Origin of the sequence: Pantoea coffeiphila (assembly GCF_016909495.1) — a bacterium.
Lineage (GTDB): Bacteria > Pseudomonadota > Gammaproteobacteria > Enterobacterales > Enterobacteriaceae > Erwinia > Erwinia coffeiphila.
In genome coordinates, this window is sequence record NZ_JAFBFW010000006.1 from 356,437 (window position 1) to 381,210 (window position 24,774).

Below are 24,774 nucleotides of genomic sequence, written 5' to 3' on the forward strand. Positions count from 1 at the left end.
CAGGTTATTCGGTTCGTGCAAGCTGTTGACGAATAAACTGGCGGGTCAGCGCCAGCGCCAGATCTTCATCAAACGGTTTGCCGCTGAGCGCGGCACGTAGCCAGAGGCCATCAATCAGCGAGGCCAGTCCGTGCCCGGCAATGCGCGCCGCTTCTCGCGGCAGTTCCCTGCGAAATTCCACCACTAACATGCTGAACAGTCGGCCGCTGCTGACCCGCTCCAGGCGGTGTAAAGAAGGCTGATGCATGCTGCTGGACCAGAAATCCAGCCAGGCCTTCATGGCGGCGCTGTGGACCTGCGTTTTATCGAAATTCCCTTCAACGATCGCGCACAAGCGGGCTTCTGCCCCGGCATCGATCAGTTTTTCCAACCGCGACGCGACGGCGTCGCGCAGCTGACGGGTGACATCGCGCATGGTCGCTTCCAGCAGACCGTTCTTGTCTTTGAAGTAATGGCTGATGATGCCGGTAGACACGCCAGCCCGCCTGGCAATCTGCACAATGGTCGCATCGTTAATGCCGACTTCATTGATGGTGTTCAGCGTGGCATCTATTAACTGTCTCCGCCTGATTGGCTGCATCCCTACCTTTGGCATAACCTCAACTCCACGAGTAAAACGAGACGCTAGTGTAACTTTTTATTGATTGAACGTTCAATATAAAATGTTTTGTTGCTAGTATGTATGTGTTGCAGGCGATTCGTTACGAACCGCAAGTAATTGTTGTTAATTCTTTTGTTGAGTCAAAACCTGAGGTAATTGATGAATAATCCACCTGCCAGTGAAAAGGACAAAATCAATCCCGTGGTGTTTTACACGTCCGCCGGGCTGATTTTGTTGTTTTCCCTGATGACGATTCTCTACAGCGACCTCATGGCGAGCTGGATACTGCGCGCCGTTAACTGGGTTTCCGCCACATTTGGCTGGTATTACATGCTGGCTGCCACGTTGTATGTGGTGTTTGTGATTTTTATGGCCTGTTCGCGATTTGGCGCGATCAAACTCGGGCCCGAGCAGTCGAAACCGGAGTTCAGTATCCTGAGCTGGGCGGCGATGCTGTTCGCCGCAGGCATCGGTATCGATCTGATGTTCTTCTCCGTTGCTGAACCGGTAACGCAGTATATGCAGCCACCGGAAGGCCAGGGGCAAACGTTCGAAGCGGCCCGTCAGGCGATGGTCTGGACGCTGTTCCATTATGGCCTGACCGGCTGGTCGATGTACGCCCTGATGGGCATCGCGCTGGGCTACTTCAGTTACCGCTACAACCTGCCGCTGACCATTCGCTCCGCACTGTATCCCATCTTTGGTAAACGCATTAACGGCCCCATCGGCCACACCGTGGATATCGCCGCCGTTATCGGCACCATCTTCGGCATCGCTACCACGCTGGGTATCGGCGTGGTTCAGCTGAATTACGGGCTGAAGGTGCTGTTTGATATCCCGGAAGGGCTGGGTGCCCAGACGGCGTTAATCGTGCTGTCGGTCGTGATTGCCACGATTTCCGTTACCTCCGGCGTCGATAAAGGCATCCGTATTTTATCCGAGCTGAATGTGGCGCTGGCGCTGTTCCTGATCCTGTTCGTGCTGTTCTTCGGCAACACTGAATTCTTACTGAACGCGCTGGTGCTGAACGTCGGTGACTATATCAACCGCTTTACCGGCATGACGCTCAACACCTTTGCCTTCGATCGCCCCGTTGAGTGGATGAACAGCTGGACGCTGTTTTTCTGGGCGTGGTGGGTGGCCTGGTCGCCGTTTGTCGGACTGTTCCTCGCGCGTATCTCACGCGGCCGTACCATTCGTGAATTCGTGCTCGGCACGCTGATTATCCCCTTCACCTTTACCCTGCTGTGGCTGTCGGTGTTTGGTAATGCCGCACTGTATGAAATCATTCACGGCGATGCAGGGTTCGCGCAGGAAGTGATGAGCCATGCCGAGCGCGGTTTCTACAGCCTGCTGGCACAGTATCCGGCCTTTAAATTCAGCGCTTCGGTTGCCACCATTACCGGTATGCTGTTCTACGTCACCTCGGCGGATTCGGGATCGCTGGTGTTGGGTAATTTCACCTGCAAACTGAAGGACATCAACAGTGATGCGCCGAACTGGATACGTATTTTCTGGTCGGTCACCATCGGTCTGCTGACGCTCGGTATGCTGATGACCAACGGCATTTCCGCGCTGCAAAACGCGACGGTGATTATGGGGCTGCCGTTCAGCTTTGTGATCTTCTTTGTGATGGCCGGTCTGTATAAATCGCTGAAGGTTGAAGATTACCGCCGGGTGAGCGCCAACCGCGATACCGCCCCGTATCTGGCCAGCGCACACGATCGGTTAAGTTGGAAGAAACGCCTGTCGCGCCTGATGAACTATCCTGGTTCGCGCTATACCGAGCAGATGATGCAGACGGTGGTTTATCCGGCGATGCAGGATGTGGCGAAGGAGCTGGAGCTGCGCGGCGGCAAAGTGATGCTGGAAAGCCTGCCGGCCCAGGAAGGGGAAGATCTCGGCCATCTGGAGCTTCGCGTGCATCTGGGCGACGAGCAGGACTTCGTCTATCAGGTGTGGCCGCAGAAATACTCGGTGCCGGGCTTCACCTACCGCGCCCGCAGCGGGAAATCCAGCTACTTCCGCCTGGAAACCTTCCTGCTGGAGGGCAGTCAGGGCAACGACCTGATGGATTACAGCAAGGAACAGGTGATTATTGATATTCTCGATCAGTACGAGCGTCACCTGAACTTTATCCACCTCAACCGCGAAGCGCCGGGCAACAACCTGACCTTCCCGGATATCTAAAGCCCCCCGCACGCGGCGTTCTGCCGCGTGCTTTCTCTTCAATTCATCACCAGCCCGCCATCCACATTCAGCGTTTGTCCGGTAACAAATTCGCTCCAGTCCGACGCCAGGAACAGCACCGGGCCGGTAATATCCTCCACACCTGCCACTCGCCCGAGCGGGGTTTGTGCCTCCAGCGCTGCGCGAACGTCCTGACGCGTGGTGCGGCTGGCATCTGTCGGGTAGACCAGCCCGGGTGCCACGCAGTTGACGCGAATACCCAGCGGACCCAGCTCGGCAGCCAGCGTGCGGCTGAAGCCGATCAGCGCCGCCTTGGCGGTGATGTAGTCGTGATAGGGAACGGACGGGCGGGCGACCAGATCACTGACCAGATTGACGATGCTGCCGCGCGCGCGGGGCCGCATCAGCGGCAGCGCCGCCTGGCAAACCTGATACGCCGCGCCGACCGCGCCGTCGAACTGCGTCTGCCAGTTGGACCACGGCGTTTCCCAGAAGCGCGGGCGGTTATCGGTATCGAAAACGTAAGGCGCAAAGGCGTTATTGACCACCGCATCCAGGCGGCCGCAAGACGTGGCGATGCGATCCATCAGCGCGGCCACCTGTTCCGCCGAGGTGACATCGGCCTGGACGGCCAGCGCTTCCCCGCCCAGCGCCCGGCATTCTGCCACCACGTGTCCGGCGGCGGCTTCATTACGCAGGTAGTTCACCACCACCAGCGCCCCTTCGGCGGCAAAGGCTTTGGCAATCGCCGCGCCTATTCCCCGGCTGGCACCAGTGACCAGTACGGTACGGTTGGCAAATTTCACTGGGCGGCTCCGTTCGGGATCAGGTCTGATTTCACCACCTGACTCATATCCAGCGAGCGTGAAATGATTCCCAGGCGGGTAAAGGCATCCGCACCCTGCTGCATCAGCGCCATATCGAAATGCCCCAGCCCCGCTTTTTGCGTGGTGGCGGAAACGCTGGAGAGGTTGCGCAGCTTAATCACCTCGAGGTTTACCGCCTCATCCCGTCCGTTTATCGCCCGCGTTACGGCAACTTTTGCCGCTTCCTGCGGTTCGGCAATCATCCACGCGGCGCTGTCGCGATACGCACTCAGAAAGCGCGTCAGCAGCGGTTTTTTCGTCCGCCATGTCTGCTCGGTGACCACAAAAATATCGCTGGGCACGTTAAGGTAGTCTTTCACTTCGATCACATTCACTTCCGGCAACCCCTTGAGGCGGCCCATCAGCAGGCCAGTATCGGTGGCGGCGGTGGCATCCACCTGCCCCTGGATCAGCGGCGCGAAGTTCAGCAGCCCGGTGACTTCCAGCTTCACGTCGGCTTCGCTCATTCCCGCCTGGTTCAGCAGCACCTGCAGGTTCTGCCGCGTGCCGCTGGACAGGCTGTAAACGCCAATCCGCTTGCCCTTCAGATCGGCAGGCTTAGTGATGCCGGACGCTTTCGGTGCCACCACGTTAAACACGTTCTGCGGATAGATGTTGTAGATCGCGATCAGTTTCTCCCCTTTATCCAGCGCGTGATAGAAAGAGGCCGGATCGGTGAAGGCAACGTCCGCCCTGCCGGTCAGCATGGTCTGGATGGCCGAAGCACCGCCGGTGCCGGGCACGTAGTCCAGTGCGATGCCCTGCTTTTTAAAGAACTCTTTATCCGGCTCGGCCAGCAGATTGGTGATTTCGCTAATCGGCTGGCTCCAGCCCGCCACGGTGACGGTTTCTTCGCCGTGCGCCAGCGCGGGCAGGCTGCCGAACAGCAGGGCTAAAACGAGGGGGATCGACGAACAAAGACGGCAGAACGATCGGGACATTTTAATGATTCCTGTGATGGCGCAGCAGAACGCGTTCCAGCGTCAGCGCGGCGTGATAAAAAAGCATTCCGAGAAGGGTAATAACGACCAGCAGGGCAAACATCAGCGCCGAATCCATCACCCCCTGTGCGGCAATGATGGATGCTCCCAGCCCGGCGCGGCCGCCGATAAATTCACCGACGACGGCCCCGACCAGCGCCAGCACGACCGACACCCGCAGACCGGCGAGAATCACCGGCAGCGCGGTGGGTAGCTTCAGCCGCCAGAGCGTTTGCAGGCGCGTAGCACCGAGCATGCGGAACAGTTCAAGGCGGGCGGGATCGACCCGCGTCAGGCCAGCAATGGTGTTTTCCATCAGCGGGAAGAAGCAGATCAGAGCGGTAATCACCACCGTTGAGGTCATGCCAAAGCCGAACCAGATGATAAACAGCGGGCCGAGCGCCAGTTTGGGGATCACCTGGCAGGCGACGATATACGGGTGCAGCAGCCGCCGCAGAAAGCCAACCTCAGCCAGCACGATACCGACCGGCAGGCCGATGGCGCAGCCCAGCGCCAGGCCGAAGGACATCTCCAGCGCGGTGGTGAAAATATGCGGCCACAGCCGTCCGCTGGCGAGTTCCTGCCACAGGGTCTGGAAAACCTGGCCGGGGGCGGGGACCACCAGCGGGGAGATCCCACCCACGCGACAGGCCAGTTCCCAGCCCGCCAGCAGGATCAGCAGCAGCAGGATCGCACAGAGCCTGGCCCTCATCGCAGACTGTCCATGGCGTGCCGCAGCTGTCGGCTCAGAGCGTTAAAGGGCTGACCGTAGCGAATATCGCCAGTGCGCGGCCTCGGCAGGTCGATATCCAGCATGTCGATCACCCGCCCCTCGTCCATCACGGCAACGCGGTCCGCCATATACACCGCTTCGCCAATATCGTGCGTGACAAACAGCGCGGTGATCTGCTGCCTGTTGCAGAGCACCAGCAGGTCGTCCTGCAGCTGTTCGCGGGTCAGGGCATCCAGCGCGGCAAACGGCTCATCCAGCAACAGCAGGTGAGGGTCGCCGATCAGCGCGCGGGCGATGGCAACCCGGCTTTGCTGCCCGCCGGACAGCTGGTGTGGGAAGCGCTCGGCCAGTTCGCCAATACCCAGCAGGTTCAGCAGTTCTCTGGCCTTCTCACCCCCCTGCTTCTGCTGCCGTTTAAGGGCCAGCGGCAGCAGCACGTTGTCCAGCACGCTCAGCCACGACAGCAGTGTCGGTGACTGAAACACAAAGCCGGTTGCGGGATCGGGTCCGTACAGCGTCCGTCCGTCCACGCGGATACGGCCATCGTCCGGCGAAAGCAGCCCGGCCGCCAGTTTCAGCAGCGTCGTTTTGCCGCAGCCGCTGCGGCCAACCAGGCAGTGAAAGGCACCGCGCGGGATGCGCCAGCTGACCCGATCGACTACCGGCTGCGCCCTGCCGTGGGAAAAATGCACCTCGTCAATCGTGACAAATGGCGCAGCGTCAGCTTCAGTCGGCATAGGCGGCGTACTCCTCGCTGGCAGCGTCGGCGGCCCCGTCGATCTCGGTGAAGGTGACCAGGTCGAGCAGGCTGAAACGGCCATCGTGATGCCAGCCCGCCTCCGGCGAGGTCATGGCACCCAGCGCGGCGATGCGGGTAACGCCAGCCTGCCCCAGCCGCCAGGCAATAGTGAACAGCTCCTCCGGCGAGGCTGCCACGCCTGCAGTCTGCAAAAATCGGCGCTGCGGGGCGATCAGGCCCGTCACCTCATCCAGCGAGTCAACAGGCACGATTTTCACCGTGCGGGCGAGTGCAGAGGGCGACAGCGGTTCAGCCTGATGGGCATACACCACCGCCCAGCCGTCGGCCGGATCGCCAAACAGCGTGCGGTCGCCGCTCAGCGCGCGCATTTCCTCCGCGCTGCGCCAGGCGGCGACGGCGTTCTGTTCAGCCAGCGTCAGTGCGCCACGCGGGTATTTGCGCTCCAGCGCGGACAGCGCATGGGCGACACGGGCAGCAAATTCTTCGGGCGACAGCGTGCCTCCGCGCTCCACGAACAGCATCTGCGGGGAATAACAGCCTGCCTGGTCGTAGCGCATCACATCAAAAGCTGCGCGGCGGGCCAGATCCGGGCCTTTACGGCTGTCCAGCGCCGAGCGTGAAACCAGCCCGAAGCTGATTTTGTGACCGTGGGGCAAGAATCGCGTGGTGACCGGCAGCCGCTGCCGGATGGCCGCCAGGGTCGGGTTGCTGCCGTAGGCAAGTACGGTATCCGCCTGACGCAGCCAGGCATTTTCCGTGGCCGTTTCGCCGCCCTTCCACCAGGCTACCGCCAGGCACTCGCCGAGTTTCGGGTCGACTTCCGCCAGCAGCTGCGCGAACCATCCCGCCATCAGCGGCTCGCTGCCGGGCAGCTTACCGAGGGTTCCGGCCTTGACCAGCAGGCCGCCGATCAGGCTCCACAGCGGCAGGCCCGGAATATTTCCGGCCCAGATATGCAGCAGCAGCGGTGGGCCGTACGCGCGGGCAAAGCCGCCTTTCGGCCGTGGCTGGAAATCGTCGAGCATTTGCGGATCGGCAAAATCCTCGGCCAGAAACCGCTTCAGCTGCGGCTGGCGAAAGGTTTTCAGATAGCCGGTCAGCCCGAGCCGGATCGTCTCCGCGTCATAGCCGGTAACCAGCGGCAGCAGCCGTTCGGCACGGATACGCAGCGGATGGCTGCGGTCCAGCAGCTTCGCCACCGCCCGGTCGATGATGCTCACGATCTGCACCACGCTGAGCGTGCTGAGGTAGTCGCGGGCATGGCGGCGGATGTGCGTGGACAGCGCCTCAATCTGCGTTTCGGTCAGCTCCGGTACGCAGACCTCCAGGCTTTCGCCATCGCGGCGGAAGTGCAGGCTGCGCCACTGCACTTCTCTGGGGTCCATGCCCGGCAGATAACCGGCGACTTCCCTCACTGCGTCACCTGCGCCGCGCGGAGAAAATCTTCCATCGCCAGCGAACAACCCCGGGCATCCGCGCCGGCCACCCGGCCCAGCAGCCGGAAACCGCCCTCCACTCTCACGCCCGCATCTTCGGTCAGGATGGCGGCCGCGCAGTTAAAGTGCGCCAGATCGTGATGCACCAGCACGCCGACCTCCCCTTCCGGGACATCCTCTCCGGTCAGCGGATTGACCACCCGCGATCGGACCCAGTGCGGGCCGGATTTCACCGGCGGGCAGACGGCGTTGCCGTCATCGTAGTACTGGCTGCTCAGCTCGGTCATGCCGTACATATTGATGCAGCGGCTGCGCGGTACGCCCAGCATGTCCGTCAGCGCATCGTAGAATTCATCCGGCTGAATTTCCCGCGACTGGCCTTTAAACCCGCCGGTATCGAGAATTCGGCTGCCTGCGGGCAGGCGGAAGCGGCGCTGCTGGCGCTGCATCTCATCCAGCAGGTGGACAAAGCTGTAGCTGGCCCCCAGCAGCGCATAGGGTTCGCCGGTGCTTTCCGCATGTTCCAGCGCGGCGAACAGGCGCGGCAGTTCCAGCCCGCTGTCGGCGCTGACCAGCACCTCGCTGTTCGCTGTGCCAAATTCCGCCACCGCCAGGGTCAGATAGTGCGCCAGCGAAGAGTTGGGCAGCGCGCGGTTATCGGGGAAAAGGATACCCATGCGGATGCGTTCCGTTCCGGCCATAAAACGGCGGCGGAAGTTCAGGCGCATTGACTGCTTCCACACGTCCAGCGTGGGATGGTAGCTGCGGCCCCGCACGCTGCCAGTGGTGCCGCTGGTCATAAACACCGCGGAGATCTCCTCCACCGGGCGGCAGCTGAGCGTCAGATCCTTAAAGGCGGTGATCGGCACGGCGGGAATTTTCTGCCAGCTTTTTACCGTCAGCGGGGTGCGCCCTCGCTGGATGGCGAAGCGGCGATAGGAAAGATTGTGTTCAAACTGATAAGCGAATATCTCCAGCGCCAGCCGGTTGAAGTCGGCGTCGGTGGTATCGTCGCGCTGCAGAAAGGTCAGTAAGGCTGAAATGATTGCCGCTTCGGTCATGTCCGTTTCCATCGAGGTATTGTGCAACGGCTCCCCGGTAACGCATGGAGAGCGAGATCTGTCCGCTGCAAAGCACAAAGATGGAAAAAGGGCGTGTGGGCACCCATTGTCCCGCATCCCTACGCCGGTATTAGCCGGATCAGGTTCGGAGGGTCACCACGCTGTTTGAACGCATCAAACGGGTGGAATCTCAGCCCCCTGACAGGGCACCCCTTGGAACAAGGCGCAGTCTAGGGCGCGCGTGGACCGGGTGTCAAGATGATTACAATCCGTCACAAACTGTCGGGATTAAGGAGCTGAAGGCGGTGTTTCTTCGCGGCTGGCGGGTGAAGCGGAATGGGAAATTGATTTCTGAAGGTTATGGATAATATATCTTCCCCGGCGGAATTGTTTATTTTATTAAACAGGAAATAAGATTATTCCTGACTTGTATTTATCTTCAACATCATCAACTCATTCACTTTTTCTTTAATTATCGGACCTCTGACGAATTAACCACGAATGTTGGTTCGGATAATTCTCATAATGCTGTCAGGTAAGGATTATTTATAGAGGGCGCTTAATTTTTCCGTGTAACTTTATGTATACAAAAATACGCAAAAAGACATGGATTATTACAAACAAAGGGCTTTCATTAATGTTCAACTTTAAAACGACCTTGTTACTTTCCGTTATTGCACTGACTGCCTGCGGTGGAGGCGGCGGTGGCGGTGGCGACGACAGCGCACCGCCGGTCACCACCTCGCCGGGCGAAACCGACGGCGGCAGCGGCAGCGGCGGCGAGAATAACGGCGGCACCACTCCAACGCTGCCCACGTCACCGGCAGCCAGCTACGCCACCGGCGGGACTGTTTCCGGCTACACCTACACCACGCCGGACGGCAGTAAATACACCATGCGCCAACCGGGCCTTGTCGTGACTGGCGTATTCACCCAGATGCTGACCCGCACCGACGGCACCCAGGTTTCCGCCACGTCCTGGTGCTGCGGCACGATGAGCTACACCACCTACGGCACCTGGACGCATTTTGAAAAGGGCACGCATGACGTGTTCTACACCGGCGATGCCACGCTGGCGGCCAACGTACCGACTCAGGGCACGGCGACCTATGCCGGTAGCGGCATGCGCGAAAGTACCCGCAGCGACGCCACCTTCAACGTGGATTTCGCGGCGAAAACCATTAACGGCAGTATCGCCGCTGGTGACGATTACGGCAGTGCGGTCGCCATGCAGGGCAAGATCAGCAACGGTGGCTTCAGCGGTGACGCCCAGTCCGGCGGCGAGAACGGCACCTTTATCGGCCACTTCAACGGCCCGGCAGCCGAAGAGCTGGGTGGCATCGCGCAGTTCAGCGATAGCACCAAGAACACCTCGTTTGGTGCGACGAAAAAATAATCCCTTTCCGGCCAGCCAGCCTGGCCGGTTTTCCTGCAATGGTAATGTCTATGAAAGTCCGGGCTTTAGCTGTACTGGGATTATTGTGCCCGGTCAGCACGCTTTTTGCTGCACCACCTGAAACCCAGTATCTTCCCGCCGCCAGTCATTTAGACCGGCTTGAACAGCCGACCGCCACCGGCGACAGCCGCCGTACGCAGCACATTAACAATAGCGATCTTGCGGCGCAGCCTGAGTTGGCCAAAGCGATGCTGGACCGTGCCGTCAGTGAAGGCCAGTGGCCGATCGTGCGCGCGATTTTACCGGTTTACGCCGCTTCCCCGCAGCCGGACGAGATACTGATTCACTTTGCCCGCGCCGGTCTGGCCCGCAGCGAAGGCCATTACGATCGGGCGATAAAACACTATCGCGCGATACTCAGTGCCCACCCCGATTTTGCTGCGGTGCGGCTGGAACTGGCGCGGGCAATGTATGAAAACCGGCAAACCGACGCCGCGGAATATCAGTTCCGCCGGGTACTGAGCAGCAATCCGCCGGAGAATGTTCAGCAGATTATCGCGCAGTACCTGGACCGTATTCACCGCGGCAGCCCGCTCACCGGGAGTTTCAGCCTCAGCTATCTTAACGACAGCAACGTGAATAACGCCTCGTCGGGCGACACCGTGCGCATCGGCGATCGCCTGTTTATCCGCAATAAAGACAGCCTGCCGCAGCGCGGTGAGGGCGTGCAGTTCAGCGGCGCGCTGCAAAAAGACGTGCAGCTGTATAACCAGCACGGCCTGCGCTTCCTCGGCACGGTGTATGGCAAAAGCTACTGGAACAACCACCGCTTTGATGACGTCACTGGCCGCGTTTACGCCGGCTATCAGTGGCGGGATTTCCGTCAGCAGTTTGCCGTTCTACCGTTCTATGAGCAGCGCTGGTACGGCACCGAAAGCTACTCCTCTGGCCCCGGCGTGCGGGCGGAATACAGTTATCTGCTCTCTCCCCGCTGGCAGATAAGCCAGGCGCTGGAGTATCAGAAACTCGGCTATGACAACGGCGACTATGCGTTCCTGCGCGGGCATAACCGGCTTTCCTCCACCACGCTTTCCCATGCGCTGAATTCGCGGGTTTCCCTGTTTGGCGGGGTGGATTTGCTGGATCAGCAAACGCTGACGCAGAGCGAAAATAACCGCCGCATCGGGCTGCGCACCGGCGCCCAGGTTGATCTGCCCTGGAAACTCTCTTTCTCCGCGATGGGGGCGTTTTCCCGCCGTCAGTACGAGGCGGACAGCGATATCTTTTCCCTTCGGCGCAGGGACAACGAGCAGTATTACAGCCTGGCCGTCTGGCACCGCGATCTCGACCTGTTTGGTCTTATGCCAAAGTTGAATTTCACCTATAAACGGGTAAACAGTAACATCGATTTTTACGACTACCATCAGCGCAATATCAGTATTTCGCTGGATAAAAACTTCTGATGGCCGGGTCGTCGCCCAGGGTTATACGGCGGCGATGAGCGGCTAAGGTGGAAAAAAATCGATGACGACACTACGTGATTTCAATCATCTCTGGCGTGACCGCAACGACACCTCTGCACTTAAAACGCCGCGCGTGCTGATCCGGGTTTTTGTTAAACCCGGTGAACTGGAAAGCAGCGTGACCTTTTACGAGCATCTGCAATCAACCCGAGCGGATGGCGGATTCCCGTTCCCGGAAGCAGGCTTAAGGCTGGCGATGGTCGGTGCGTTTTTGCTGATTGAAGGCAGCGAGGATGCGCTGGCCCCGTTCACGTCCACAACCGGTACGCTGCTGGTAGACGATGTTCAGCCCTGGTACGACAAACTGATTGCTGCCGGTGCAACGATCGTTTTTCCACTTCAGGTCGTGCCGACCGGTGCAGCGTTTAATGCCGTTCATCCTGATGGCACGGTCGTGGAATACGTTCACCATCGGCCTGATGGCGACGGCCGCTAGGGTTTATATCGCGATAAATACACGGCGATAATTGCCGTGTATTTTTAATGCAATAAACCGCTGAACACTCCCTCAACTATGCTTATGTCACTCCCCCTACTCCGACACAGCAAAGTGACGACTCTAAATGGACGCTTTCGACTGGCATCGATTCCTTCTTGATGATAAACCGCTTTCGTTCCTGATTGAGGTCAGCCTGCGGGTGCTGATTGCCTATGTGGTGGTGTTTGTTTTTCTCAAGGTGTCCGGCCGACGAGGTATCAAGCAGCTTTCCCTGTTCGAGCTGGTGGTGATTTTAACCCTGGGTTCGGCGTCGGGTGATGTCACTTTTTATGACGACGTGCCGGTGCTGCCGGTACTGGTGGTTTTCCTGGTTCTGCTGCTGCTGTATCGCCTGACCACCTGGGGCATTGCCCACAGTGAAAAGCTGTCGAAGCTAATCGAGGGCGAAGTCATTACGCTAATCGTTAACGGCCTCTACGAACTGAAAAGCCTGGACGGGCTAAACATCTCCGAAGATGAATTCTTTATGGAGCTGCGCCAGAGTGGGGTTGAGCACCTGGGACAGGTGCGGCTGGCGCTGATTGAACTGGACGGGCAGCTGAGTCTGTATTATTTCGACGATCGGGACGTGCGACCCGGCCTCAGCGTGCTGCCGCCGGAACATCGACCCGCGTTTACCCGGGTGCCAGATGTGGGGTTATATGCCTGCACCCGCTGCGGACAAACTCTGCAAATCACCGGCGGTGAAAGCCCTCCCTGCCCCCGCTGCAAAAATACGCTGTGGTCGGCGGCACTGGCGACCCGACGTGCGTAGTAGAACCAGATCACTCAGAGCGGTGTCATTGCTGCTATTTAAGCACAGCGTGTTATCGATTTGGAGAATCAATCGTTATATCTATCTCAAAAAAAAATTAATTTGAGATAGATTCCACCAGCTGTACTATACTATCGCAAAACTGAATAATTTTGAGGTAGTCACTATGTCAATTAAACGACCGCCTGCATTAATCCCGCTGGAGTCGCTCTCCGGTGCTGACTTCGCCGCTTACCAGCAGTATAACCGGGTGGTCGATGAAAGAGGCCGTTATCTGCCCTTTGATGAATTTCGACATCGCGTTTCGCGCCGCGCTAACGTGGATCTTGCCTGGTCGATGACGCGTCGCGCCCGTAACGCTGCAATGCAATGGATTAACTATCATGATGAAGCCGGTCAGCAGGCCGGGTTGATTATTACGCCAGCCATGGCCGCAGTGTGCGAGAGGGTCGATAAGCATGCAACCCGGCTTGCGCTGAAGGAACTGACGCAGCGTCTTAAAGGCGCGGGAGCTGAACTGAGCCAGCTACGGCTGGATGAACCTATTACCAGTAGCCAGTTGGAAGGCGCGAACACCACTACGCTGGTTGCGCGAAATATGCTGGAAAGTGGTCGCGAGCCTCGTACTGCTGATGAACATATGATCGCCGGTAATGCCCGCCTGATGGCTGAAATACCCGACTGGATAAGTGAGCCCTTAACGCCTGATTTAATTCGGCGTTTCCACGCAACGGGTATGGCGGGTATTGATGATGAAAAGTACCAACCCGGTGAATTCCGCACCACCGACGACATTGTCATTGCCGACTATGACGGCAACATTGTGCATCAGCCACCTGCTGCCGTTCTGCTGCCGGAACGCCTTGAAGCCATCTGTGACTGGGTTAATGACAGGGCGGTATATATCCATCCGTTGATCAAAGCATGCATTCTGCATTTTATGATTGCTCACGAACATCCGTTCAGGGATGGCAACGGGCGTACCAGCAGAGCACTATTTTACTGGTTTATGCTGAAAGCAGATTACGACACCTTCAGATATATCTCGATCAGCAGCCTGCTCCATTCGGCCCCGGTAAAATATGCGTTGAGCTATCAGTACAGTGAGACTGACGGCATGGATTTGACCTATTTCCTTGAGTATCAGGCCCGTATTATTGCGCGAGCGCTGGAGCATTTGCTGCAGCACGTTGATAAGTTGACCCAGCGCGCTGCGGCATTGGACCGCCAGCTTTTTCAATCAGGTGCGCTAACCCGCCTCAGCCCAAGGCAGGTTACGCTGCTGAACGTGATGCTGTCGAGCGAGGGCAAGGAATACACCGCAGCAGACGTGAGCCAGGCGTTGGGGATCTCTGATAATACCGCCAGAAATGATCTACGAGCGATCGTTCGTGAAGGCTTTGCGGAAGAAATCGCCGTTAACGATCAAAAAACGGTTTATATCAGCCACCCGAACCTCGTATAACTTAGCTCAGTGCGGCGGTGATGTTGAATTACCGGACCGCAGACATTTTTCTGAATCAAACATGGGAAACACGATGAAGCTACATATCTATCAGCACTGCCCTTTCTGTAACCGCGCGCGCATGATTTTTGGTTTTAAAAATCAGCCCGTTGAGCTTTCGGTGATTATGGAAGGCGATGTGGAAACGCCAACGCGGATGGTGGGTAAAAAAGTGGTGCCGATCCTTGAGAAAGATGATGGCACCTATATGCCGGAGAGCATGGATATCGTCCACTACGTTGATGGCCTGCAGGGCGATCGCGTGGCGGCAGAGCCAGCGGATCAGGCGATCGTTGAGTGGAGCAAGCAGGCGTCCGGTACGATTTATAAACTGGCTATTCCCCGCTTCACCCGCTCTGATTTTGCCGAGCTGGCAACGCCGGAAGCCCGCGCGGCCTATACCCAGCGCGAAATCGCCGCTTTCGGTAATCTGGAAGAGTTGCAGGCGCAGAGCGAGGCGTTTATTGCTGAGACGGTGGAAAAGCTGACTCAGATTGAACCTTATCTGCAAAACTTCAGTAAGGTATCAACCACCGAGTTTATTCTTTTCCCCGTGCTGAACAGCCTGAGCATTGTGAAAGATTTCCCGTTCAGCCCGGCCTGTTTGGCCTATTTGCAGAAGGTTTCTGCGCTGAGCAAGGTGCCGTTGTTTATTGAGAAGGCGCTCTGATTCACTTGTTCGCCCTCTTCCCTGAGGGCGAATCCGGGCTTCCTTATTTTGTTTTGCCTGCCCTCACCCGATAGTATAAAAGCGACAGCAGGATCAGCGCACAGCCCAGCATCTGCTGCAGGCTCATCATCTCCGTAAACCACAGCGCGGCGGCGACCACGGTCAGCAGCGGTTCCAGCAGCATAATCAGCGCGGCGTTGGCGGCGCTGGTCATGCTCTGGCCTTTCAGCTGTAGCCAGAAGCGCAGGCTGGTGGCGATCAGCACGCTGGCGGCCAGCCATCCCCATGTGGACAGAGCAACCTGCGGCGGCCAGGTTTCCAGCAGCAGGGAGAGTACGGAAGCAATCACGCCGGTACAGATCAGCTGGAAGGAAGCCAGCGGACGTACGGAAACAAAGCTGGCGTATTTGGTGTTATAGCAAAAGTAGATGGCCTGCAGGATGGCCGAGCCGAGGAAAAAGAACTGGCTTGGCTCAAACACAATGTTCTTTTTGAGGGTCAGCAGGCCCAGACCCACCATCCCCACGGGCAGGGAAACCCAGAATGACGCCGAAGGACGAGCCTGTAAAATCACCCATGCGACAATCGGAACAAACAACATCGACAGGCTCATAATAAACGCCCCCTCCCCCAGCGATCGGGTGGTGGCGACGCCATATATCCACAGCAGCATGCAGCAGGCCAGCAGCAGGCCGCTGATCAGGACCGGCCAGCGATGATGCAGAGCCTGTCTTAATTCGCTACGTTTGCAAAAGCAGAGCAGCAGCAGGCCGGCCAGCAGGAAACGCAAACCAAGAAATGCCATGGTGGGCATACCGGACACCGCCTCTCTGGAACAGATCCAGCCAAATGCGGCAATCATAGTGGTGCAAACCAAAAAGATATCTGCGTGGCCCTGCCGTGACGACATGTTAAGTCCTTAAGTCGTTGAAAAATGATGTCTGCTTTGCTGGTGCGGCGATGCTGGCTTTCGCTCGTTCTCTGCCAGGATGAATCGTGATACCGGTAAATTGTATGGAATTTTTCTTCCGCTTTATATATCAAGCGAAAATATTAATTCACTAAAAGTTTAAGCCGACGCGAGCCCGCAGAGCCGCTCATCCCTCCAGCATAATGAAACTCACACTAAAACCACATGTTGGTTTCTGATGCCTGGAAGGCGAATGGGTCGCGTTAAGGCCGCCTGCTTTGGTCGGGAATTGATGTATTTTATCTTTATAACAGCCAGTTACCTGTGGGTTTCCGCCGTTAATGGGCAATTTTCCGGAAAATTTTGATGTGGTTTTAGTGTGGCTAATACATTGTTTTGTTGTTGTGGTTGTGTGGTTTTTATGTTTAGATAATGACAGAACCTGAAGCCGGGATGATGTTTATGACACAGTTGAATGAAAATGTTGATGTGGTGGTGATCGGCGGTGGCGTTGTCGGATGTGCGGTATTCCGGCGCTTCACGCTGATGGGCGCACGCACGATGCTGCTGGAAAAAGGGGGAGATATTCTTTCCGGTGCCAGTAAGGCGAATAGCGCCATCCTCCACACGGGCTTTGACGCCCCTACCGGGAGCCTGGAGCTGCAATGTATGCAGGCTGGCTACGAAGAATATATGGCCATTCATCAGCAGATGAATTTGCCGCTGCTGAAAACGACGGCCATCGTCGTTGCCTGGAGTCAGGAGCAGCTGGAGGCCCTGCCGGGAATTGTGCAGCAGGCCCATAACAATGGCGTGTTCGACGTCGAACAGATTTCTTCTGAGGAAGTCTATCGCCGCGAGCCGCACCTGGCAAAAGGCGCACTCGGCGGCGTTTACGTTCCGGGAGAATACGTCATCGATCCGTGGAGCTCGCCGCTGGCCTATATGACTCAGGCGGTGATGCACGGCGGTCAATATGCTTTCAACTGTGAAGTACAGCGTGTGAAATCCACCGATGACGGCTGGGAGCTGACGACCAGCAGAGGCCGTGTACAGACCCGACTGGTGATCAACTGCGCCGGTAATCACGGCGATCTGATTGACGGCATGTGGCGCACCCCGGAATTTGAAATCCGCCCGCGCAAGGGGCAGTTCCTGGTGTATGACAAGGCTTCGGCATCACAGATTAACGCCATTATTCTTCCGGTTCCTACCCCGACCACCAAAGGCGTACTGCTGTGTAAAACCATTTTTGGCAACATGATCCTCGGCCCCACTGCGGAGGAACAGCAGGACCGTCATCGTGCGGACGTGGATGAAACGGTCATGCAGGGGCTGATTGAGAAAGGCAGCCTGATGCTACCTACGCTGACAGACTATCCGGTCACAGCGACCTACGCCGGTCTGCGCCCTGCCACCGAGAAAAAAGAGTACCGCATTTTTCATTACCCGCAGGACACCTGGATCACCGTCGGGGGAATTCGTTCCACCGGGTTAACCGCCGCGTTGGGGATCGCCAGCCACGTGGAATCGCTTTATCAGCAGCACTTCCCGGCGTTATTTACACTGAACCCGCCCACCGAGCTGCAATGGCCACGTATGCCGATGCTCTCAGAGTATGAAAAGCGGGATTACGCCTGCCCGGGTAACGGCGGAATTGTCTGCCACTGCGAACTGGTCACGCGACGTGAGCTGGAAGCGACGTTTGACTCCGCCATCCCGCCGGAATGCATTGGTGCGTTACGACGCCGCACCCGGGTAATGATGGGGCGCTGCAACGGCTTCTTTTGCAGTAATAACGTCGCTGAAATCATCGGTCATCGTTTTGAAAACACACTGGTCGTCGGGAAAGTCGAATGAGCAATCAGTATGAAGTTATTATTATCGGCGCGGGCCCATCCGGGCTTGCCGCAGCCCGCTCTCTGCATGAGGACGGCATTCGCAACGTTCTGTTGATTGAACGCGAAGCCGAAGCCGGTGGCGTTCCCCGTCATTGCCGCCATCCTACTTTCGGTATGCAAACCTTTTTCCGTCCGATGAACGGCCATAACTGGGCGGCGCGCATTCTCAAACGTGTTGCCGGAAAATATGAAATCCGCACCAGCACCACCGTGGTGAATATTAAGCCCGGCGGTGAAGTTGACGTGTCGTCCGATCGCGGTTTTGAAACGCTGAAGGCGAAGCGGGTGATTATCGCCACCGGCGTGCGGGAAACGCCCCGCCACGCTCGCCTTGTCAGCGGACTTCGTCCGCAGGGCGTACTCACTGCCGGTGCGCTGCAACAGTTTATCTATCTGAAGAAGCTGAAACCCTGCAATCGTCCGGTGATTGTGGGTTCCGAACTGGTGAGCTTCTCGACTATCTGGACATTGCGCAACGCCGGAATCAAAGCGCTGGCGCTGATTGATGAGAATTCCCGTCCGGTGGCGTTTCGCCCCAGCGCGCTGTACGCAAAACTGATGGGGGTGCCGCTGCATCTGGGAGCGCACATCAGCAAAATTAACGGCGCTGAGCGGGTGGAGAGCGTGGAGTTCACCGATGCGAAAGGCCGGACGCAGTTAGTGGAGTGTGACAGTATTATCTTCACCGGGCGCTTCACCGGCGAGTACACGCTGATCCGTAAAAGCCATCTGGCCTTTGAACCGAACAGCGGTCGGCCGCTGTTCGACCAGTCCGGGCGCTGTTCCGATCCCTGCTATTACGCGGTCGGCAATATGACCCACCCGGCGGACATGGGCGATCAGTGTTATCAGGAAGGGCAGCAGGTCGGGCATGCGGTAGCGAATTCACTGAAGAGTGAGGATGCAGGAAGTTTCAGCGTGCCGGTTTCACTGGCCGAGGTGTTCCGTATTTCTGCGCCGAATGTGATTCGCTGTGGTGAGGACTGCCGTGATGCGGTGACGCTGAACGTGCGTGTCAACGCAGCGTACAGCGGAGATATTGTGATTCGCGATGGTCAGAAAGAGCTTTATCGTAAACGTCATCGCTGTATGCCGGAGCGGCGCGTTCTGCTGAAGAATATTGATGTGGCGGGGCTGACGCCGGAGAGCGTGTTGACGGTCTCTGTTCGCTGATTATTACCCGATGCCGGTTGTTTGCAGTCGTTATCGACTCAAGCCAAAGTAAACGTTTAGGAAGCCGCGAGTCTATTAGATCGCGGCTTTTTTTGTTGCTGGAATAATGGTGAACGGCGGCCAGCCTTTGCAGTTGCCGGGCGGTCCTCGCGCCGACTGCGCGGTTCCCTCGGTTACGGCATCCGGCCTGTCGGAACGGTGAAGATGGTGCCTCCCTGCACCAGCTTCACCTGACGCCCACATCCCTGTTGGCGTCTCCTGTCCTGCTACCTTCACCTCCGCGCTGCGAATTACCCGGCAACTGCAAAGGCTGGCCGCCTGCAGAGATCCTGCCTGCTGTTAAAACATCATGATATTCGAAGTGAGAAGCGTGCTGTATTGAACTCCTGGCCATAAGCTTCTTTCAAAGAACAGCCACAAAGCTGCTGATTTTCCTGTGAATGCGACTACTCTTGCCACATACGTTTAGTCGCTAAGCCATACTTGCCAGAACTGCCCGACGCGCTATGGCTACCTTAAAAGGGGATTTCGTAATTGTGTTCTGTTGCTAGTCCACACCTCGACTTTTATCTCGACGCTACAAGGGCTTAAATGAGCGAGCTAGATTGCCTGAAAATAATCCGTAGCGCTGAGTACAGTCAGGAATCCCGATTCAGTTCATCAGCCTAACACGACGTTCCCCTTGGAAAAATTCAAGCGATATAGCTATCAAAACGCAGGCAAGTTACGGGAGTGTGGTCGATCCGTAGCGCCGAACGGAGAGAGGGAACCAGATTCGGGCATAAATTCAGATCGACTTCTGCCTTATAAAGTTTTCTCAGATGACACAAATATCAAAACGCGGGCGGGTGGTGGAGCTTGCGGGCAATCCACAGCGCTGAACGCAGAGAGGAAGCCAGATTCGGGCATAAATCCAGATCGACTTTTGCCTTATAAGGTTTTCTCAGATGACACAAATATCAAAACGCGGGCGAGTGGCGGAGCCTGCGGGCAATCCACAGCGCTGAACGCAGAGAGGAAGCCAGGATTCGCCCACAGGGAAGTGGGCGAAAGGCACAGCCGCGCAGGACGCGCGTCTGTGCCGGTCCGTGAGGCTGACGAGCGAAGTGAAGGAACCGCGAAGCGGCGCGAGGACCGCCCGCAGGCTCCACCACCCGCCCGAGTAAGCACTATGCCAACCGGATTAATTAAACTCCCCCGCCACCTCAGACCACAAACTCACCCGCTGGTCTCTTGCTTTATAGAATTCGATCTCGCGCTGAATCCCCGCGCTCTTATCCCAGCCTTCCAGATCCAGAATAATCAACTCGCTCATGGCATCAAGAAACACAGCATCGATCGGCGCCCACATCTTGCCGATATTCGCTTTCTCCGTTTTCTCCAGCACCAGATTAATCGGATGAGACATAGTGACCTGGCTGAAAATAACATTTCCCGACTCGGCGATTTTCGCGGCGACTTTATTACAGGCCAGAAAACGCTCGTGAACGACCTTCTCGTCTGCGTGGCTGTACGGACAGGCAAGGAAAATTTTACGCATATAAACCTCAGTAATATAAGAGTCTGATAAAAACAAAAATGTAAAAGTTATTCACAGGGAAACCATGATTGCTTACGACAGCAATACGGTTAACTCTGATTTAAAATAGCGGACATCTGCAATAATTCGGTAGCGCCTTTTCTGGTAGCAACCAGATGAATGCCGCCTGCTAATTAATATCTGAAAGAATAAAGATTGTTATTTAACCCTTCACGAAAAAACTTCATTTATTAAAAGAGTGCTTCAACTCATGGCGCGGGTGATAAAAATCCGATGCCATTAATCGTTTTTCATCACAGGCAGTATGTAAACTTCATGAAGACTATCTTACTATCGCGTTACTGGCTTAACTGCGCGGCCATTTTCGTTTCGGATGATTCACTCTCATTTAATTCATCACGTTTTTCCATTCGCTGCGCTTCTGGTACGGAAATAAATATCGCAATTGCCACCGCAATGGCCCCGGCCATAAATTTACCCACCATAATCGGCAGTACCAGAGTCGGCTGGAAGTTAGCCGTGAAGGCCAGATGGTCACCTAGCGTTGCCTGAGCACAGATCCCGAAGGCCACGCAAAGCACTTTGTCACGGGCGCGCATGTCTTTAAAGAGATGATACACCGCGATAATGTTCGCCAGCACCATCACAATCCCCAGCGCACCGGCCTCGGTCAGCTTCAGCTGGCGGCCAATAAACTGCATCGGGCGGTGACAGTACTTCTGGAACAGATAACAAATCGGGAAGGTTCCGGCCAGCATAATGCCGATATATCCGGCGATCTCAATGGCGCGATACAGCTCCTTCTCATCGGCGAACAGCGGGTCGAATACCCAGCCGCCGAAGACTTTAGTAAATACGCCGGTGAAATGCTGAATAATACAGGCCGCCAGTACCAGCTTAATAAAGGCATCCATGATCTTACCGAACATCAGGAAGCCGCGAACCATCCATTCAGTGCGGTATTTTAATCCCAGCGCCAGCAGGAAGCAGAAGGCAAACAGCGGTGATAAAAGCTGTAGTGCATTAACAAAGTCAATCGTCAGATAGTGACTGGCCGGTGACGAGGTGGAAATGATATCGCGTACCGGGATGTTATTTACGGTAATAATCATCAGTGAGATCAGTACGCCAAACGGAATGCTGATTAATCCCGCCATTGCGCCCAGCGCCAGATATTTATGGTCGCGCTTTTGCAGCATAATTAACCCTACCGGGATCAGATAAACAATACTGGCTCCCGAGGTGTAACCAATCAGCATCGCGGTGATCCACTGATCGCGGTTAGAGGCAATCACATCCGCCAGCTGGTAGCCGCCCATATCCACGGCAATAATAGACAGTGCGGCAATAGATACATCCGACCCCATCGACTCGAACAGCGGGCCGATAGTATGGGTAATACCGTAGGAAATAATCGGAATGGCAGCCATTATCCCCGCCTGCGCCAGAAATACCGGGCCGATGGAGTGAATACCGTTAACAAATTCTTTCCCCAGTCCGCTTTCCGGGCGAACGATCGACGCCATTGCTCCTAGCAGCGTGCCAGCCATGATGATGTAAATAATGATATTTCCAATCTCTGACATGATAGCCTCTTATTATTATGCGTTCCGCAGGTTGCGTGAGCGATTAATGATGTCCTGATACCGTGCAAAATAGGGCGCGAAGTCCCTGCTTTGTGGCTCAGTGATGGACTGCTGGTTTCTGACTTTCATCGGATGCGTATTGCCCAACCCTCTTCTCGCCAACAGTGCCACGCCCTGGGCGGTAATTTCGCGATTGGAAGGTGAGACAATGCGTTTCTGAATCAGGGTGGCAAGGAACTGCTTGAAGTAAGCATTGGAGGACAGCCCGCCATCGACGGAGATGGTGTCGCCAATGCTGCGCACCTTGTCCATGGCGTGAATCACTTCGGCGGAGCGCACGGCAATACCTTCCAGAATGGACTGCAGCATGTCTTTGCGTTCGGTTTCCAGCGACAGCCCGGCCCAGACGCCTGCCGCCGAGCGATCCCAGTGTGGGCACCCCAGCCCGGAAAGCGCCGGAACAAACGCCAGGCCGCGTGCAATCGCCGGTTCGTCCGGAAAATCGGAGAACTCCTCCAGATCGCTGTACAGGCCGATTTTTCCCGCCCAGTTGATCGCGGAGGCCGCGTTATAGACGCCGCCGTCCAGACCATACAGCGGGTTTTCACCCGGCAGCTTCCAGCACAGCGTGGGGAGCAGGCCGGAACCGGCGGCGTCAGGCACTTCCGCGCCGGTAATTGATTGTAAAAATGCGCCCGTGCCAAAGGTGATTTTCATCTGGCCGGGTTCCAGACAGCCGTGGCCGTAGGTTCCGGCAAACTGGTCAACGATGCAGGCGGTCAGCGGTGTGGTATTTCCTTCATAGCGCACGTCGCCAAAGTGGCTGATGTTGTGGCGCACTTCCGGCAGGGCTTCTATCGGCACGCCGAAGATGCGGCACAGTTCCTCATCCCACTGCAGGGTGTGGATATTGAACAGTGAAGTGCGAGAGGCGGAGTTGTAATCCGTGGCATGCACGCCGCACAGGTGGAACATAAAGAAGGAATCCATCGTCCCGAGCCGCAGATCGCCACGGCGTAGCAGCTCCTGCGCGCCGGCAACGTTCTGCATCACCCAGCCCATTTTGCTGGCGGAGAAATAGGTATCCAGCGGCAGTCCGGAGCGCGCACGCACCGTCTCTTCTACGCCGTCGGCGCGCAGTTTACGAATGGTGGCTTCAGTGCGCTGATCCTGCCAGATAATCGCATTGCACAGCGGCAGCCCGCTGCGTGCGTCCCAGGCAACAATGCTTTCCCCCTGATGGGCCAGCCCGATAGCATCCACCACGCCACAGTGATTCAGGCAGTTGCGGATATTACGCAGGATCTCCATCGGATCGTGTTCAACCCATCCCGGGTTTGGCGTGAGCTGTTTGTGGGCGATTGCGGCTGGCGAAAAGTGTTTGCCGTCCTCGCTGAACACGACCACGCGCGTTCCTGTTGTTCCCTGGTCAATGGCTGCATAGCGTTGGTTAAGCATATAACCCTCAGTTCTTATGTGTTACTTAAATGTTGCCAGTAAGCGATTTCCCACCATTTAGCATCATAACCACACATCAAATCAACATTAATATCACATTACACTGTGCAAACGTGACATGCCTCATACTTTTTCCTTATGTCCATGTGGGTATTTTGCAGCAGTTTTCAGGGATATAGCCGAGCCATAAAAATGGGTCATATGATGGCGAAAGATACCGTCAATCCCTTGAGTATCGCGGTTCTGACGGGAAACGAGGCGCGGTCGCTCACAGAGATGAAAAATGTTCTGAGGGGGAATTTACAGATAATCGCGGCGAGCCGGTGGGGAAATCAACAAACAAAAACAACATGAAAACAACATTGAGATGTGGTTTCTGTTGTCCGGTATCGTACTTGTCCGACATTTAGCGAATGCGTACTATTGTTGTTTACGATCGGACGACCGGAAATTTACATGGATCACTCAAACGGTTCAGAACGCAGGAACATCATCCTGGAAAAACTCAGGGAAAGCGGCCAGGTATTTGTTAACGATCTGGCGGAGTTCTTCAACGTCTCTCAGGAAACGATTCGTCGCGACTTCAACAAGCTTGAAGAAATGCGCTATATCAAGAAGATCCACGGCGGTGCAGTCAGCGCGCAGTTTGGTTTTGAGCTGGAATTTAAGGAACGGGCAAAGCTGGCGGAGGAAGAGAAAAAATCCATTGCCGCACGCGCTGCCGAACTGGTGAAGCCGGGAGATTCCCTGTTTATCGACTTTGGCACCACCACCATGGAGTTCGCCCGCCAGATTAGCGCAATCAACAATCTGACGGTGATCACCAACTCGCCGGTGATCGCCAACCTGTTCCATGATAATGCCACCATCAAACTGATTCTGATTGGCGGCGAGTTCGGTTCGTCGAAGATGGAGTGCATTGGCCCGATTGCTCTGCAGTCCATCAGTGCGTTCTACGCCGATTATGCGTTTATCGGTGCCGGGGCAGTCAGCCCGGAAGCCGGTGTGATGGACCAGGATCTGAACGAAGCTGCCATCGCCAGGCAGATGATTAAACAGAGCAATCAGGCGGTGGTGCTGGCGGATGGCCATAAGGTAAACAGCCGCGCAACCGCGCTGGTGGCCGTGTGGAAGGATATTTCCTGGCTGATTACCACCGATCCCGACCGTAAACTCAGGCAGCTCTCGTTCCCGAAACACCTGAATGTGGTTGTGGCCTGAGATAACAGGATG

At 56.5% G+C, this 24,774-nt stretch carries 21 protein-coding genes and 1 riboswitch; of the genes, 10 read left to right on the forward strand and 11 right to left on the reverse strand.

Annotation, left to right across the window (positions count from 1 at the left end; all coding sequences use genetic code 11):
* Positions 1–4: 4 nt before the first annotated feature.
* Positions 5–595 carry a transcriptional regulator BetI gene (gene betI / locus JOE09_RS20395; protein ID WP_205067053.1) on the reverse strand — a complete coding sequence of 197 codons (591 nt, stop codon included), beginning with the start codon at positions 593–595 and terminating at the stop codon, positions 5–7.
* Positions 596–760: 165 nt separating this feature from the next.
* Here betI and JOE09_RS20400 point away from each other — a divergent pair, with 165 nt between their 5' ends.
* Complete coding sequence (locus tag JOE09_RS20400; RefSeq protein ID WP_105591758.1) at positions 761–2,791, forward strand: choline transporter; 2,031 nt, start codon at positions 761–763, stop codon at positions 2,789–2,791.
* 38 nt (positions 2,792–2,829) lie between these two features.
* Here the strand turns inward: JOE09_RS20400 and JOE09_RS20405 are convergent, their stop codons facing one another.
* Genes JOE09_RS20405 through JOE09_RS20430 form a run of 6 tightly spaced genes read right to left on the reverse strand, consistent with a single transcriptional unit; the run spans position 2,830 to position 8,627 of the window.
* Complete coding sequence (locus JOE09_RS20405; protein WP_205067054.1) at positions 2,830–3,597, reverse strand: SDR family oxidoreductase; 768 nt, start codon at positions 3,595–3,597, stop codon at positions 2,830–2,832.
* Entirely contained in the window at positions 3,594–4,598 is a 1,005-nt protein-coding gene (locus JOE09_RS20410) for an ABC transporter substrate-binding protein (RefSeq protein WP_205067055.1), read from the reverse strand. The genes JOE09_RS20405 and JOE09_RS20410 overlap by 4 nt, the downstream gene beginning before the upstream one ends.
* 1 nt (position 4,599) lies before the next feature.
* Entirely contained in the window at positions 4,600–5,349 is a 750-nt protein-coding gene (locus JOE09_RS20415; protein WP_205067056.1) for an ABC transporter permease, read from the reverse strand.
* Positions 5,346–6,107: an ABC transporter ATP-binding protein gene (locus JOE09_RS20420; RefSeq protein ID WP_205067057.1), complete on the reverse strand. Its 762-nt coding sequence runs from the start codon at positions 6,105–6,107 to the stop codon at positions 5,346–5,348. Before JOE09_RS20420 ends, JOE09_RS20415 begins: the two co-directional genes overlap by 4 nt.
* Positions 6,097–7,545 carry an acyl-CoA reductase gene (locus JOE09_RS20425; protein WP_205067058.1) on the reverse strand — a complete coding sequence of 483 codons (1,449 nt, stop codon included), beginning with the start codon at positions 7,543–7,545 and terminating at the stop codon, positions 6,097–6,099. Before JOE09_RS20425 ends, JOE09_RS20420 begins: the two co-directional genes overlap by 11 nt.
* A complete protein-coding gene (locus tag JOE09_RS20430; protein WP_205067059.1) occupies positions 7,542–8,627 on the reverse strand; it encodes a LuxE/PaaK family acyltransferase in 1,086 nt (361 codons plus the stop codon). Before JOE09_RS20430 ends, JOE09_RS20425 begins: the two co-directional genes overlap by 4 nt.
* A gap of 99 nt (positions 8,628–8,726) precedes the next feature.
* Positions 8,727–8,851, reverse strand: a riboswitch (TPP riboswitch).
* A gap of 413 nt (positions 8,852–9,264) precedes the next feature.
* On the opposite strand from JOE09_RS20430, the gene JOE09_RS20435 reads away from it, so the two are divergent.
* The 6 genes from JOE09_RS20435 (at position 9,265) to grxB (ending at position 14,973) form a co-directional block, all read left to right on the forward strand.
* Positions 9,265–10,023: a Slam-dependent surface lipoprotein gene (locus tag JOE09_RS20435; RefSeq protein ID WP_205067060.1), complete on the forward strand. Its 759-nt coding sequence runs from the start codon at positions 9,265–9,267 to the stop codon at positions 10,021–10,023.
* A 44-nt stretch (positions 10,024–10,067) separates the two neighbouring features.
* The gene (locus tag JOE09_RS20440) at positions 10,068–11,486 is read left to right on the forward strand and encodes a porin family protein (protein ID WP_205067061.1); all 1,419 of its coding nucleotides are present in this window, start codon (positions 10,068–10,070) and stop codon (positions 11,484–11,486) included.
* A 61-nt stretch (positions 11,487–11,547) separates the two neighbouring features.
* Positions 11,548–11,982, forward strand: a complete 435-nt coding sequence (locus JOE09_RS20445) for a VOC family protein (protein ID WP_205067062.1) — start codon at positions 11,548–11,550, stop codon at positions 11,980–11,982.
* A gap of 127 nt (positions 11,983–12,109) precedes the next feature.
* Positions 12,110–12,799 (forward strand): DUF421 domain-containing protein, encoded by a 690-nt coding sequence (locus JOE09_RS20450; protein ID WP_205067063.1) that lies wholly within the window; start codon positions 12,110–12,112, stop codon positions 12,797–12,799.
* A gap of 166 nt (positions 12,800–12,965) precedes the next feature.
* Complete coding sequence (locus JOE09_RS20455) at positions 12,966–14,264, forward strand: Fic family protein (RefSeq protein ID WP_205067064.1); 1,299 nt, start codon at positions 12,966–12,968, stop codon at positions 14,262–14,264.
* A gap of 73 nt (positions 14,265–14,337) precedes the next feature.
* Entirely contained in the window at positions 14,338–14,973 is a 636-nt protein-coding gene (grxB, locus tag JOE09_RS20460; RefSeq protein WP_205067065.1) for a glutaredoxin 2, read from the forward strand.
* Positions 14,974–15,016: 43 nt separating this feature from the next.
* Here grxB and JOE09_RS20465 read toward each other — a convergent pair whose 3' ends face one another.
* On the reverse strand, positions 15,017–15,883 hold the full coding sequence (locus JOE09_RS20465; protein ID WP_205067066.1) for a DMT family transporter: 867 nt from the start codon (positions 15,881–15,883) through the stop codon (positions 15,017–15,019).
* 462 nt (positions 15,884–16,345) lie between these two features.
* On the opposite strand from JOE09_RS20465, the gene JOE09_RS20470 reads away from it, so the two are divergent.
* Positions 16,346–17,743 carry an NAD(P)/FAD-dependent oxidoreductase gene (locus JOE09_RS20470; RefSeq protein WP_205067067.1) on the forward strand — a complete coding sequence of 466 codons (1,398 nt, stop codon included), beginning with the start codon at positions 16,346–16,348 and terminating at the stop codon, positions 17,741–17,743.
* Positions 17,740–18,957 carry an NAD(P)/FAD-dependent oxidoreductase gene (locus JOE09_RS20475; protein WP_205067068.1) on the forward strand — a complete coding sequence of 406 codons (1,218 nt, stop codon included), beginning with the start codon at positions 17,740–17,742 and terminating at the stop codon, positions 18,955–18,957. Before JOE09_RS20470 ends, JOE09_RS20475 begins: the two co-directional genes overlap by 4 nt.
* A 1,183-nt stretch (positions 18,958–20,140) precedes the next feature.
* On the opposite strand, the gene JOE09_RS20480 is transcribed toward JOE09_RS20475, so the two are convergent.
* The 3 genes from JOE09_RS20480 to JOE09_RS20490 form a co-directional block, all read right to left on the reverse strand.
* Complete coding sequence (locus tag JOE09_RS20480; protein ID WP_205067069.1) at positions 20,141–20,497, reverse strand: DUF1937 family protein; 357 nt, start codon at positions 20,495–20,497, stop codon at positions 20,141–20,143.
* Between the two features lie 338 nt (positions 20,498–20,835).
* Positions 20,836–22,083: an ethanolamine utilization protein EutH gene (gene eutH, locus JOE09_RS20485; RefSeq protein WP_105591747.1), complete on the reverse strand. Its 1,248-nt coding sequence runs from the start codon at positions 22,081–22,083 to the stop codon at positions 20,836–20,838.
* Positions 22,084–22,098: 15 nt separating this feature from the next.
* Positions 22,099–23,541 carry a glycerol kinase gene (locus JOE09_RS20490; protein ID WP_205067070.1) on the reverse strand — a complete coding sequence of 481 codons (1,443 nt, stop codon included), beginning with the start codon at positions 23,539–23,541 and terminating at the stop codon, positions 22,099–22,101.
* A gap of 456 nt (positions 23,542–23,997) precedes the next feature.
* On the opposite strand from JOE09_RS20490, the gene JOE09_RS20495 reads away from it, so the two are divergent.
* Entirely contained in the window at positions 23,998–24,762 is a 765-nt protein-coding gene (locus JOE09_RS20495; protein ID WP_200559021.1) for a DeoR/GlpR family DNA-binding transcription regulator, read from the forward strand.
* The last annotated feature ends 12 nt before the right edge of the window (positions 24,763–24,774 follow it).

Bases quoted from the DNA above. Each gene is read 5' to 3' on its own strand.
- JOE09_RS20455 (WP_205067064.1), top strand. From the start codon at position 12,966: ATGTCAATTAAACGACCGCCTGCATTAATCCCGCTGGAGTCGCTCTCC.
- JOE09_RS20420 (WP_205067057.1), bottom strand. From the start codon at position 6,107: ATGCCGACTGAAGCTGACGCTGCGCCATTTGTCACGATTGACGAGGTG.
- JOE09_RS20465 (WP_205067066.1), bottom strand. From the start codon at position 15,883: ATGTCGTCACGGCAGGGCCACGCAGATATCTTTTTGGTTTGCACCACT.
- JOE09_RS20430 (WP_205067059.1), bottom strand. From the start codon at position 8,627: ATGACCGAAGCGGCAATCATTTCAGCCTTACTGACCTTTCTGCAGCGC.
- JOE09_RS20495 (WP_200559021.1), top strand. From the start codon at position 23,998: ATGGATCACTCAAACGGTTCAGAACGCAGGAACATCATCCTGGAAAAA.
- JOE09_RS20440 (WP_205067061.1), top strand. From the start codon at position 10,068: ATGTCTATGAAAGTCCGGGCTTTAGCTGTACTGGGATTATTGTGCCCG.
- JOE09_RS20450 (WP_205067063.1), top strand. From the start codon at position 12,110: ATGGACGCTTTCGACTGGCATCGATTCCTTCTTGATGATAAACCGCTT.
- betI (WP_205067053.1), bottom strand. From the start codon at position 595: ATGCCAAAGGTAGGGATGCAGCCAATCAGGCGGAGACAGTTAATAGAT.
- JOE09_RS20410 (WP_205067055.1), bottom strand. From the start codon at position 4,598: ATGTCCCGATCGTTCTGCCGTCTTTGTTCGTCGATCCCCCTCGTTTTA.
- JOE09_RS20435 (WP_205067060.1), top strand. From the start codon at position 9,265: ATGTTCAACTTTAAAACGACCTTGTTACTTTCCGTTATTGCACTGACT.
- JOE09_RS20415 (WP_205067056.1), bottom strand. From the start codon at position 5,349: ATGAGGGCCAGGCTCTGTGCGATCCTGCTGCTGCTGATCCTGCTGGCG.
- eutH (WP_105591747.1), bottom strand. From the start codon at position 22,083: ATGTCAGAGATTGGAAATATCATTATTTACATCATCATGGCTGGCACG.
- grxB (WP_205067065.1), top strand. From the start codon at position 14,338: ATGAAGCTACATATCTATCAGCACTGCCCTTTCTGTAACCGCGCGCGC.
- JOE09_RS20470 (WP_205067067.1), top strand. From the start codon at position 16,346: ATGACACAGTTGAATGAAAATGTTGATGTGGTGGTGATCGGCGGTGGC.
- JOE09_RS20480 (WP_205067069.1), bottom strand. From the start codon at position 20,497: ATGCGTAAAATTTTCCTTGCCTGTCCGTACAGCCACGCAGACGAGAAG.
- JOE09_RS20475 (WP_205067068.1), top strand. From the start codon at position 17,740: ATGAGCAATCAGTATGAAGTTATTATTATCGGCGCGGGCCCATCCGGG.
- JOE09_RS20490 (WP_205067070.1), bottom strand. From the start codon at position 23,541: ATGCTTAACCAACGCTATGCAGCCATTGACCAGGGAACAACAGGAACG.
- JOE09_RS20400 (WP_105591758.1), top strand. From the start codon at position 761: ATGAATAATCCACCTGCCAGTGAAAAGGACAAAATCAATCCCGTGGTG.
- JOE09_RS20445 (WP_205067062.1), top strand. From the start codon at position 11,548: ATGACGACACTACGTGATTTCAATCATCTCTGGCGTGACCGCAACGAC.